12 protein-coding genes are annotated in these 12,751 nt (G+C 32.1%); 7 read left to right on the forward strand and 5 right to left on the reverse strand.

Annotation, left to right across the window (positions count from 1 at the left end; translation table 11 throughout):
• Window positions 1-22: 22 nt before the first annotated feature.
• Window positions 23-1,429, forward strand: coding sequence for an NADP-dependent phosphogluconate dehydrogenase (gene gndA / locus EL082_RS06235; protein ID WP_002465778.1), 1,407 nt, complete (start codon window positions 23-25; stop codon window positions 1,427-1,429).
• Window positions 1,430-1,600: 171 nt separating this feature from the next.
• Complete coding sequence (locus EL082_RS06240) at window positions 1,601-3,247, forward strand: glycoside hydrolase family 13 protein (RefSeq protein ID WP_015364983.1); 1,647 nt, start codon at window positions 1,601-1,603, stop codon at window positions 3,245-3,247.
• A 67-nt stretch (window positions 3,248-3,314) separates the two neighbouring features.
• Here the strand turns inward: EL082_RS06240 and EL082_RS06245 are convergent, their stop codons facing one another.
• Entirely contained in the window at window positions 3,315-4,181 is an 867-nt protein-coding gene (locus tag EL082_RS06245) for an AraC family transcriptional regulator (protein ID WP_002465781.1), read from the reverse strand.
• Window positions 4,182-4,411: 230 nt separating this feature from the next.
• Entirely contained in the window at window positions 4,412-5,896 is a 1,485-nt protein-coding gene (zwf, locus tag EL082_RS06250) for a glucose-6-phosphate dehydrogenase (RefSeq protein ID WP_002465779.1), read from the reverse strand.
• Window positions 5,897-6,215: 319 nt separating this feature from the next.
• Here zwf and rnz point away from each other — a divergent pair, with 319 nt between their 5' ends.
• The gene (gene rnz / locus EL082_RS06255) at window positions 6,216-7,136 is read left to right on the forward strand and encodes a ribonuclease Z (protein WP_002465732.1); all 921 of its coding nucleotides are present in this window, start codon (window positions 6,216-6,218) and stop codon (window positions 7,134-7,136) included.
• A gap of 42 nt (window positions 7,137-7,178) precedes the next feature.
• Here the strand turns inward: rnz and proC are convergent, their stop codons facing one another.
• The gene (gene proC, locus EL082_RS06260; protein WP_002465747.1) at window positions 7,179-7,991 is read right to left on the reverse strand and encodes a pyrroline-5-carboxylate reductase; all 813 of its coding nucleotides are present in this window, start codon (window positions 7,989-7,991) and stop codon (window positions 7,179-7,181) included.
• A 158-nt stretch (window positions 7,992-8,149) separates the two neighbouring features.
• Between proC and EL082_RS06265 the strand changes: the two genes are divergently transcribed.
• A complete protein-coding gene (locus EL082_RS06265) occupies window positions 8,150-8,911 on the forward strand; it encodes an SDR family NAD(P)-dependent oxidoreductase (protein WP_019235920.1) in 762 nt (253 codons plus the stop codon).
• A gap of 92 nt (window positions 8,912-9,003) precedes the next feature.
• Here the strand turns inward: EL082_RS06265 and EL082_RS06270 are convergent, their stop codons facing one another.
• Entirely contained in the window at window positions 9,004-9,912 is a 909-nt protein-coding gene (locus EL082_RS06270; protein ID WP_002465738.1) for an aldo/keto reductase, read from the reverse strand.
• An 82-nt stretch (window positions 9,913-9,994) separates the two neighbouring features.
• Between EL082_RS06270 and EL082_RS06275 the strand changes: the two genes are divergently transcribed.
• From EL082_RS06275 to xerD, 3 genes are all read left to right on the forward strand, one after another.
• Window positions 9,995-10,537 (forward strand): NUDIX domain-containing protein, encoded by a 543-nt coding sequence (locus EL082_RS06275; protein ID WP_002465769.1) that lies wholly within the window; start codon window positions 9,995-9,997, stop codon window positions 10,535-10,537.
• A 104-nt stretch (window positions 10,538-10,641) separates the two neighbouring features.
• Window positions 10,642-11,100, forward strand: a complete 459-nt coding sequence (gene fur / locus EL082_RS06280; RefSeq protein WP_002465733.1) for a ferric iron uptake transcriptional regulator — start codon at window positions 10,642-10,644, stop codon at window positions 11,098-11,100.
• Window positions 11,101-11,200: 100 nt separating this feature from the next.
• The gene (gene xerD / locus EL082_RS06285; protein WP_002465792.1) at window positions 11,201-12,088 is read left to right on the forward strand and encodes a site-specific tyrosine recombinase XerD; all 888 of its coding nucleotides are present in this window, start codon (window positions 11,201-11,203) and stop codon (window positions 12,086-12,088) included.
• Window positions 12,089-12,128: 40 nt separating this feature from the next.
• On the opposite strand, the gene EL082_RS06290 is transcribed toward xerD, so the two are convergent.
• Window positions 12,129-12,665 carry a DUF309 domain-containing protein gene (locus tag EL082_RS06290; RefSeq protein ID WP_002465789.1) on the reverse strand — a complete coding sequence of 179 codons (537 nt, stop codon included), beginning with the start codon at window positions 12,663-12,665 and terminating at the stop codon, window positions 12,129-12,131.
• Window positions 12,666-12,751 lie beyond the last annotated feature (86 nt).

The following is a 12,751-nucleotide window of genomic DNA, read 5'->3' on the forward strand; positions in this document are numbered from 1 at the left end:
TCGAATAAGAGAGGTAAGTAATATGACACAACAAATAGGTGTAGTAGGTTTAGCCGTAATGGGTAAAAACCTTGCATGGAATATTGAATCACGTGGTTATAGTGTATCTGTTTATAATCGTTCTAGACAAAAAACGGATGAAATGGTGGAAGAATCAAAAGGTAAAAGCATCCACCCAACATATTCTTTAGAAGAATTTGTTAATTCATTAGAAAAACCCCGTAAAATTTTATTAATGGTTAAAGCTGGTCCTGCTACCGATGCAACAATAGATGGTTTATTACCTTTATTAGATGATGATGATATTTTAATTGATGGTGGTAATACAAACTATCAAGATACAATTCGTCGAAATAAAGCATTAGCTGAAAGTGGCGTTAATTTCATTGGTATGGGTGTATCAGGTGGTGAAGTAGGCGCTTTAACTGGTCCTTCATTAATGCCTGGTGGTCAAGAAGCCGCTTATAATAAAGTCAGTGATATCTTAGATGCCATTGCAGCTAAAGCGCAAGATGGCGCATCTTGCGTAACATACATTGGCCCAAATGGTGCAGGTCATTATGTGAAAATGGTTCATAACGGTATTGAATATGCAGATATGCAATTAATCGCTGAAAGTTATGCAATGATGAAAGACTTATTAGGTATGAGTCATACTGAAATTTCTCAAACATTCAAAGATTGGAATGCTGGAGAACTCGAAAGTTACTTAATAGAAATTACTGGTGATATTTTCACTAAATTAGATGAAAATAATGAACCTTTAGTAGAAAAAATATTAGATACTGCTGGTCAAAAAGGTACAGGTAAGTGGACTTCTATTAATGCATTAGAATTAGGAATTCCATTAACAATTATCACTGAATCAGTATTTGCTCGTTTCATTTCATCCATTAAAGAAGAACGTGTTAACGCGTCTAAATCATTAAATGGACCACAAGCTTCATTTGATGGTAATAAAGAAGAATTCTTAGAAAAAATCAGAAAAGCATTATATATGAGTAAGATTTGTTCTTACGCTCAAGGCTTTGCGCAAATGAGAAAAGCGAGCGAAGATCACGAATGGAACTTAAAATTAGGTGAGCTTGCAATGATTTGGCGTGAAGGTTGTATCATTCGTGCACAATTCTTACAAAAAATTAAAGATGCTTACGATAATAATCCAGAACTTGAAAACTTATTATTAGATCCATACTTCAAAAATATTGTTACAGATTACCAAGATGCATTAAGAGACGTCGTAGCAACAGGCGTTAAAAATGGTGTACCAACACCAGGATTCTCTGCAAGTGTGAACTACTATGATAGTTATCGTTCTGAAGATTTACCTGCTAATCTTATCCAAGCACAACGTGACTATTTTGGTGCACATACTTATGAACGAAAAGACCGTGAAGGTGTATTCCACACACAATGGGTTGAAGATTAATCATACAATGTTTTGATTTATAACGTCTTACACGAAAGTGTAAGGCGTTTTTTTAAGTTAATTTACCTAAGTTTTACATCAAAAATTTTGACCATCGCTTATATTATCGATAAAATAATTAATAAAGAAACCGGTTTCATTTATAAACAATATATTAGAGGTGTACATATGATGACTAAAAATTGGTGGAAAGAAGCAGTTGCATATCAAGTTTACCCAAGAAGTTTTAATGATAGCAATGACGATGGTATAGGGGATTTACCTGGTGTTATAGACAAGTTAGATTACTTAAAAGATTTAGGTATAGATGTAATCTGGTTAAGCCCAATGTACAAATCGCCTAATGATGACAATGGCTATGATATTAGTGATTATCAGGCAATTATGGATGAATTTGGTACAATGGATGACTTCGATCGATTATTAGAGGGTGTACATCAACGAGGAATGAAATTAATACTAGATTTAGTTGTAAATCATACATCTGATGAACATCCTTGGTTTATTGAATCAAAATCAAGTAAAGATAATCCTAAACGTAACTGGTACATTTGGAAAGATCCAAAACCTGATGGTTCGGAACCTAATAACTGGGAAAGTATTTTTAATGGTTCAACATGGGAATATGATGCCAATACGGATCAATATTATTTCCATTTGTTTAGTAAAAAACAACCAGATTTAAATTGGAATAATAAAGAGGTAAGAAAAGCAGTATTCGACATGATGAATTGGTGGTTTGATAAAGGGATAGATGGATTCAGAGTTGATGCTATTACGCATATTAAGAAAACATTTGAAGCAGGTGATTTACCCGTACCAAATGGGAAAACATATGCACCGGCATTTGACGTCGATATGAATCAACCTGGTATCCAAGATTGGTTACAAGAAATGAAAGATCAATCATTATCTAACTACGACATTATGACTGTGGGTGAAGCAAATGGCGTAACACCAGACGATGCTGATGAATGGGTCGGAGAGAAAAATGGTAAATTTAATATGATTTTCCAATTCGAACATTTAGGACTGTGGAGTACGGGAGATTCTCAATTTGATGTCAGTGCATATAAAAATGTACTAAACCGTTGGCAAAAACGCTTAGAAGGCGTTGGCTGGAACGCACTATTTATTGAAAATCATGACCAACCAAGGCGTGTATCAACATGGGGAAATGATACCGATTACTGGTATGAATCAGCTACAAGTCATGCAGTTGTGTATTTCCTTCAACAAGGTACACCATTTATTTATCAAGGACAGGAAATAGGAATGACTAATTATCCATTTGATAGTATAGAAACATTTAACGATGTAGCAGTTAAAAATGAATATCAAATCGTTAAAGAACAAGGTGGCGACGTTAATCAATTATTGGATAAATATAAAATGGAAAATAGAGACAATTCTCGTACGCCAATGCAGTGGAATAATGAGGAAAACGCAGGCTTTACAGGTGGAAAGCCATGGTTCCCAGTAAATCCTAACTATAAAGAAATTAACGTAGCTGATCAACAAGAAGATGAGCATTCTGTATTAAATTTTTACAAATCACTCATTCAATTGAAAAAATCGGCTGATATTTACACTTACGGTCAATTTGATTTAGTGGATGCTGATAATCCAAATATATTTGCTTATTCAAGAACACTTAACAATGATAAGGTACTCATCGTGGGTAATTTAACTGATAAAGTGAGTCAATTAAATATTGATATCGATGTAAAACATACAGAAACATTACTTCACAATTATGATAAAGATATTAATCTAAATCAAATTGAGCCTTATGAAGCCTTTGTATTAAAACTTTAATACAACTAAAAATCATGTCTACAAATATGACGCAATGTCATTCTGTAGACATGATTTTTTATGTCTATTATTCATTATTATAATGTTCTTGCTCAACAGGTAACCATAATTGAATTTTAGTAAAAGGATCATCAAATGAAATCTCTAAAGGATACACTTCTACGTATAAACTATTTCTTTCATATGGTAACGTCAACTGTAGACTTGTTTCGATATAATACCAAGCCTCATTTACCGTATAATCAATTTCCCCTTGTAAATTAAACTTAGCATAGTGTCTGCCAGGTAGAAATCTACTTTCTAAATGAGCTGGATAACGCTCACTCGGTACACCTACGAAAATTTCTAACCCAGAATCTAAAGGACAACTTATAACAAATAATTCGAATGGACTTATATCATTATAACGTCGTAACTCTTTTAAATGACCATCTAATAGCAAATCTTCTAAAAAGTCAGGAACATTAAAAGGGTTTGACAAATTCTTTGCATCGATATAGCGTGCATACCCAACTAAAGAAATATCATCTGTTTCTTCTAGTCGATAAGGATAAGGTGCTCTCTCTGTTGTTGTCAATTTAATGTATATGCGCTCTTGCATTTTAAGTTCATCTTTTTTAGTTGACGCTTGTATTGGTGAAACGCCGTGAAAATCACTAAAATCATTTGCAAAATCATTTGAATTTGCATATCTATACTTTTTAGCTACGTCTACCAAACGACTCGCACTATGTTTGACGTCGATAGCAGCTAGTGTTAGCTTTCTAGCTCTTGCGTACGCCTCTGGTGATAGACCTACAATCATTTTAAATGATTGTTCAAGGTGAAAGGGAGAGAGACCAACGTAATCACTTAATTCTTGCAAATTAAACGGCTCAAGAAGACGGTCTTCAATATAAACAATTGCCTGTTGTATTTGCTTGATAACGTCCAAAATATTCACTCCAATTATTTTCAATCATTAACTTTTATTCTACATTATTTTGTCTTAATATACACCTGAAAGCATAGCAATAAATGAATTTAATAAAAAAAGTGAACGACTACAGGTACTCAATGCTATTATAATGAACACAGTGATGAGTGCTAATATAACTATCATTTCACATACCATATAATCATTCACTATTTGATTGATTTAATCATACATTTTATTACATCTTCTTATTGAATATCGTCCCACCAGTGATTACCATCTCTACTTAATAAAAGGTCACTTTCTAACGGGCCGTTTGTACCAGAAGTATAGTTAGGGAAATCTGGTTCTACCATATTCCATTGTTCTTGAATCGCATCAACAAATTTCCAAGTTGATTTTAATTCTTCCCAGTGTGTAAAGTTTGTTGCGTCACCTTTAAGACAATCAAATAATAGATTTTCATATGCATCGACAGTATTCATTTTATCTTGTGCACCCATCGCATAAGATAATTGTACTGGTTCAGTATCAATGCCTTGAATATTTTTCTTAGCATTTAAATGAAGTGATACACCTTCATTTGGTTGAATATTAATGACTAATAAATTAGAATCCAATAATTTATCTGTTTGATAGTATAAGTTCATAGGTACTTCTTTAAATTCAACTACTACTTGAATTGTTTTAGATTTCATTCGTTTACCTGTTCGAATATAGAATGGTACGCCTGCCCATCTAAAATTATCAATAGTTAATTTACCAGACACAAACGTTGGAGTGATAGAATCTTCAGCAACTCGATCTTCTTCACGATATGATTTTACTTCTTGACCTTCAATGACACCTCGGTCATATTGTCCACGCACAAAGTTCTTTCTCACATCTTGTGGACGTAATTGACGTAAAGATTTTAATACTTTTACTTTTTCAGCTCTAATATCTTCACTATTTAAACTGATAGGGGCTTCCATTGCTAATAAGGCAACCATTTGTAACATATGGTTTTGAACCATGTCTTTTAAGGCACCACTAGATTCGTAATAACCACCACGATCTTCCACACCTAAAATTTCAGAAGATGTTACTTGGATATTAGAAATATATTTATTATTCCATAGTGGTTCGAACATAGCATTAGCAAAACGTAAAACTTCAATATTTTGAACCATATCTTTACCTAAATAGTGATCGATACGATAAATTTCTTCTTCTTTAAATGAACGTCTTATTTGGTTGTTTAATGATTCAGCTGATTTCAAGTCACTTCCAAATGGCTTCTCTATAACAAGACGTTTAAAGCCTGAAGTATTGGTTAATCCAGATGATTTTAAATAATCTGAGATAACACCAAAGAATTGTGGAGCCATAGCAAGATAGAACAGACGATTACCTTTTAAACCGAATTGAGTATCTAACTGATTACTAAACTCTAATAATGATTGATAACTTTCTTCATCACTTACATCATGCTTGTGATAAAACACATGTTCCATGAATTCATCAATTTTATGTGTTTCCTTAACATGTGATTGGATTGACGCTTTAACTTGCTCACGGAACGTATCGTTACTAATATCGCGGCGACCAATTCCAATAATAGCTATGTGTTCATCTAAGTTATCTTGTTGAAAAAGGTGAAAAATGGAAGGGAACAATTTACGATGACTCAAATCACCAGTTGCTCCGAAAATTGTAATTAAACAAGGTATATGTTTTTGTTTTGTACTCAAGATTAAAACCTCAATTCTATAAAAAGATATATGATTGTTATATTATATGATAAAGAAAACTTATGGTCATATAATATGCTTTGTAAAAAAGTCATAAAACGTAACTATGATTTATTTAAATGATAATCGATATTGACAATAATTACCAAATTATTCGACTTACGTATAGCGCTACTAAATAGTGAATTTACATCAGGAATGACTAATAAGCATTAGTATTTATACTTATAATCATTCTTGTTATATATACATTTTATTTCTTATTATAAAAATTGTCATTATATATGATAAAATAAATCGAAGAGAAGGAGGTGTGAGCATGGAAGTCACATTTTTCGGTACTAGCGCTGGACTACCAACCAAAGAGAGAAACACACAAGCAATTGCATTAAATCTTGAACCTTATTCTAATTCAATATGGCTTTTTGATGTAGGTGAAGGCACACAACATCAAATTCTTCATCATTCGATTAAATTAGGAAAAATCGATCATATCTTTATTACACATATGCATGGTGATCATATTTTTGGACTTCCAGGATTACTAACAAGTAGATCCTTTCAAGGTGGAGAAAATAAACCTCTCACACTCGTCGGACCTAAAGGTATTCAAAAATATATTGAAACAACATTAACTTTATCCGAATCACATCTCAATTATCCAATTACATACATAGAGATAGACGAATCCTTAAATTATCATCATAATGGATTTATAGTACAGGCTGAAATGTTAAATCATGGTATTAAATCTTTTGGTTATCGTATAGAAACGCCTACAACACCAGGTACTATTGATGTGGATGCACTAAAAGCAATCGGACTAGAACCTGGACCTAAATATCAAGAAGTAAAAACAAATAATACCTTTGAATTTAATGGGAAAGTTTATCAATCTGATGAATTCAAAGGAGAGGCAAAGTCCGGACCTGTTGTCGCTATATTTGGTGACACAAAGCCATGTCCTAATGAACACATTATAGCGAATGAAGCTGATATTATGGTACATGAAGCCACGTATATTGAAGGTGAAAAAACGCTAGCCAATAGTTATCACCATAGTCATATCGATGATGTTTTCAATTTAATTCGTCAAGCAAATGTCAAACAAAGCTTAATCACACATATGAGTAATCGCTATACTAAAGAAGAAATCGAAAATATTGATCAGGAACTCAATGCATTAGCAGATACACCAGATTTTACTTTCGTTACTGATTTTGACTCTTTTAAAATTTAAAACATCGCCACTGATTTATGGTCAGTGGCGATGTTTTACTATTTAATCATCTGTATTGGATAATTCAACACTTCGATTAACTGCTGCACTTAAACAATCTTCAAATACAGCAACCAAATCATATTGAGATAGGGCATCTAAACCAGCTTGTGTTGTACCGCCTTTAGATGTAATATTTTTTCTTAGTTGTTCCATGCTTAAATCAGATCGTTCAATCATCTTACTCGTTCCAATTATTAAATTACGAATAGATTCTTCAACTTGATCTTTTTCTAAACCGAGTTGCGTACCAGCTTTAACATATTGTTCAAATACATGGTATAAAAATGCAGGCCCGCTTCCTGTAATAGCCGTTACTTGATGTAAGTGATCTTCTGATACCTCAATGACTGAACCAAATGCATTAATCAATTCATTCACTTCATCTTTAGCTTTAGGACCAAAATTATTTGAGAAACTAATACCTGTTACAGAATGACCTACTTGTGCATTAGTATTAGGCATAATACGAGCTAATGGATTATTAGTATTTAATTGCTCTCTTATATAATCAATGGATAAACCAGCCATAATTGAAATAAAACGATTACTATCAGTGATTGAATCTTTAATTCTATCAGCTAAAGCTTCGAAATCATGTGGTTTCGTGCCTAAGAATACGTAATCAGCATCCTTAAGTAATGCTTCATCATCATAGCTATAATTCACACCTAATTTTTCGGCAAAATCTTTAAGTGCCGCTTCATTCGATTTGTTTGTTAAATAAATATCATTAGGATCTAAATTATTAGAATTAATAATGCCTGTAAAGATTGCTTGTGCCATATTGCCTGCACCATAAAATACAAGTTTCATATACTTCACATCACCTTCATTTTAGTTATAAAATAATGATACCTTATAAATATAACTACATAGTAACATATATTAGAAATATTCAATATTAAGTATACAATTTATCGACATTTTTATATGAAATGAGATATCTCTATATAAGAAAGAGAGTGAATACCATGATAGGCCAACATTATATTGTTACAGGTGGTACAAGTGGCTTGGGATTAGATATTGTACATGAACTTATTAAAAGAGGAACTCATGTAACCATTCTTGCACGTAACATTAAGAAGTTTCGACAAATTAATTTCGGTAGTCAATCCTCATTTGTCGATGTTATAGAATGCGATTTGCAAAATAGGCAAGACATTATTCATATTACATCTCAAATTAAAACACCTATACACGGATTGATATATAGTTCAGGATTAGGTTATTTTAAATCTATTGCTATGCATACAACAGAAGAGATGATTGAAACATACGATGTTAACTTAATTAGTTTTAATTTACTATACAATACGATAAAGCCATATTTAGTAGATCATGCGCATGTAATTGGTATATCTAGTCAAGCTGCATTTGTCACACAATCGCACGCTGCGCACTATGGTGCGTCTAAAGCTGCTTTTAATCAAGTTCTAAATGCACTGAGATTAGAAGAACCAAAATTACACGTCATGTCAGTAAATACGGGACCGATTGACACTCCATTTCATCAAAAAGCAGACCCATCCTTATCGTATTTCAACCAATATCGTTCAATAATGATTCATTCCAACCAACTTGCTCAACATATCGTGGAAGGTATTATTAAAGAAAAGCAAGAAATCAATGCACCTACATGGATGCATCAAATGTTAAAATTATATCAATTAGCACCAAGATTTTTGGAAAAACATTTTTCTCATTTGTTTAATAACAAAAGTAATCATTAATTATAAGTGTTTGATAGAATCAGAAAACAAATTATATTACAAAAGCCACTAAATGAATTATCGTCATTTAATGGCTTTTCCTATATCTATTATTATTTTAAATGTTGTGTATACTGTAAATCTTTGACGCGTTCTCTAGACGCTTTAATTTGATCTAAACTTACATCTTTATAATAATTTTCAACATTTTCTTCTAGTTGTTCTACGCTACTTGCACCTACGATGATAGAGCCTAAAGCATCATGTGAAGTGAGATAATTAAATGATAGCGCAGTTAGATTACTTTCAATTTCTTTAACAGAAGCAATCGTTTCACCTAATTCATCTTGTGTATAGTCGAATATACCATCAGCGAATTTTTTATCTAATGCTTCGTTACTATTTGACGTTAATAAACCTTTAAATACAGGTCCACGTGCTAATACTTTAATTTGCTTTTCATGTATGTCATCTAATAAGCTTTCAGGTCGATTATCAATGAGGTTAAATTGAGACATTAATGTTTCAATTTGACTATGTTTTAAATAATAATCAATCACATTTGGACGAATAGATGAAATACCATATGCGCGAATGATACCTTCTTGTTTTAACTCATCAAACGCACTTATTGTTTCATCTAATGGATCATCAATAGTACCACCATGTAATTGATATAAATCAATATGATCTAAACCTAAACGTTGTAATGAGCCTTTCACACCTTCTTTAATATGTTTTTTTGAAGGATCCCATGTGATACTGCCATCTTCAGTTAATCGGTTACCAACTTTAGTGCCAATAACTATATCATCACGATTTTGATATCTTTTTAATGCTTTACCAACGATTTCTTCATTAATACCTTGGTCATACATATCAGCCGTATCAAAATAAGTAATACCATTTTCAATTGCACTTTCAATTATCGGTTGTGCAGTTTTATAATCTGTACCTAAACTCATACAACCTAATCCTAATTCTGAAATTTCTATACCACTTTTCAAGATATTCTTTTGCATGTATTTTCTCCTTTCGATACACTTTAACTAACGCATTCAGTTTATCAATTTATTAAAACATTTAAAAGGAACGTGATTATAAATGGAATTTAACGAAAAAACGATAGATAGAACAGTGATTTATAATGGGAAAATAGTCGATTTAGAAATCCATGATGTAGAACTACCTGACGGACGTACATCTAAACGTGAACTCATTTATCACAATGGCGCAGTGGCAGTATGTGCCATAACACCTGAAAATGAAGTACTACTAGTAAAGCAATTTAGAAAACCAGCCGAAAAACCATTATTAGAAATTCCTGCTGGTAAATTAGAGAAAAATGAGGAACGAGAGGAAGCAGCTAAACGTGAATTAGAAGAAGAAACTGGATATATTGCGAAAAACTTGCAATTTGTTACACATATGTATGGTTCTCCAGGCTTTTCAAATGAGAAGCTTACCATTTATTTTGCTGACCAATTAGAAGTAGGGGAAATGAACCTTGATGACGATGAATTTGTGGAAGTTCATAAATTCTCAATTGAAGAAGTAAAAGAAGCGCTTCAAAATGCAGAAATTGAAGACGCAAAGACAATCATTGCACTTCAACATCTATTATTAAATTATAATCATTCTAAATAATGAACGAATATCCTTGCGTTTCATTGAGAATACTGGTAATTTATATATTGAATCATGCTTTAGATTAAAATGATTATAATTCTTAGTAGAGGAGTGAGGCTTCCGTGGAAGAACGATTAAATCGCGTGAAGCAACAATTACAACAGTCTTCATATAAGTTAACTCCACAACGTGAGGCTACTGTAAGAGTTCTAATAGAAAACGAAAAAGACCATTTAAGTGCAGAAGATGTATATTTAAAAGTTAAAGACAAATCACCAGAGATCGGATTAGCTACCGTTTATCGTACCTTAGAATTATTAGCAGAATTAAAAGTATTAGATAAAATTAATTTTGGTGATGGTGTTGCTCGTTTTGACTTAAGAAAAGAAGGAGCTAAACATTTCCATCACCATTTAGTATGTATGGAATGCGGTAAAGTCGAAGAAATCGAAGAAGACTTATTACCAGAAGTTGAAAATCGTGTTGAAAAAGAATTTAATTTTAAAATTTTAGACCACCGATTAACATTCCATGGTGTATGTTCAAATTGCCAAGCTAAAAAAAGTGAAGAGAATAAATAAAATTACTTTATCTGAATAAATGTACAAATGTTTGAGTATTTTAGATTCTCCACACATATATGATATTAAGAAGCCACCGCTTCAAAAGAGGTGCTTTATGATGGAAACAATTATAGAAGAATATTTAAAATTTATTCAAATTGAGAAAGGATTAAGTGTCAATACAATTGGTGCTTATCGTCGAGATTTGAATAAATATAAAGAATACTTAACATTACAAAAGATTTCAAATATCGATTTTGTAGATCGTCAAACAATTCAAGAATGTTTAGGTTATTTAATCGATCAAGGTCAATCATCTAAATCTATCGCTAGATTTATTTCAACAATACGTAGCTTTCATCAATTTGCGTTACGCGAAAAATATGCAGCTAAAGATCCAACAGTATTAATAGAAACACCAAAATATGAAAAGAAACTCCCTGATGTTTTAGAAGTAGATGAAGTCATTGAATTACTCAATGCACCAGATTTAAATAAAAACAATGGATATCGAGACCGCACAATGCTTGAGTTATTATATGCTACAGGTATGCGTGTATCTGAAGTGATACAAATTGAAGTTGAAGACGTCAATTTGATGATGGGATTTGTTCGCGTATTTGGTAAAGGAGACAAAGAACGTATTGTGCCATTAGGAGATACGGTTATAGACTATTTAACTACCTATATCGAAACCGTAAGGCCACAATTACTTAAGCAAACTGTGACCAACGTCTTATTTTTAAATATGCATGGTAAACCTTTATCTAGACAAGGTATATGGAAGATGATTAAACAAAATGGTCTAAAAGCTAATATTAATAAAACACTCACGCCACATACATTAAGACACTCATTTGCAACACATTTACTTGAAAATGGTGCCGATTTACGTGCAGTACAAGAAATGTTAGGACACTCTGATATTTCAACTACACAATTATATACACACGTTTCAAAATCACAAATTAGAAAAATGTATAATCAATACCATCCTAGAGCTTAATAAACGTTAAAACCAATGATACCTAAGATATAGAAGCGTATCATTGGTTTTTATTATTATCTATTTGAAGTCTTTGATACTGTTTATCCTTTAATGCGAGTTGTCGTGCTAAAATAACATCACTTCGATCTCTTAATAAATGGTGATGAACAATCTCATCATTTAAAATAGGTGATGAAACAAAATGATAATCTGAATAATGTAATTGAATTCGATTCAACATGTCAACATTAATAGGCAATTGAATAGGTTCAAATGGTTGTCGTTGTGCTACGCGTGTCATTTGTTGGTCAAGTAACGTGATATACCGTTGAATATTCAAATGTAATTGCATTTGATCTTCTTTATTAGCGTTTTTAATGACTTGTTTTGCTTTGTCAAAAGACTTAGCAGCACCTTTTAAATTACATCGTCGAAAGTGATAGCAAGCCGTAGCACATAAAATCAAACTCACGACAGCATCTTGTTTGCTAAAATGGTTATTTTCTTTCCAAGCCTCTTCAAGTATGTCATGACATAAAAAATAGTGCTGACTTGTATGAAAGTGATAATAAAATTGAATTAATGCTTGTTCCATCTGAATTTCACCTTAATTTTAAAAGTTATATAAATTCATGCTATAATATTTTAGTGAAATATGCACATAAGTTGCAACATGAGGTA

The sequence above is a fragment of the Staphylococcus warneri genome (assembly GCF_900636385.1).
Taxonomy (GTDB): domain Bacteria; phylum Bacillota; class Bacilli; order Staphylococcales; family Staphylococcaceae; genus Staphylococcus; species Staphylococcus warneri.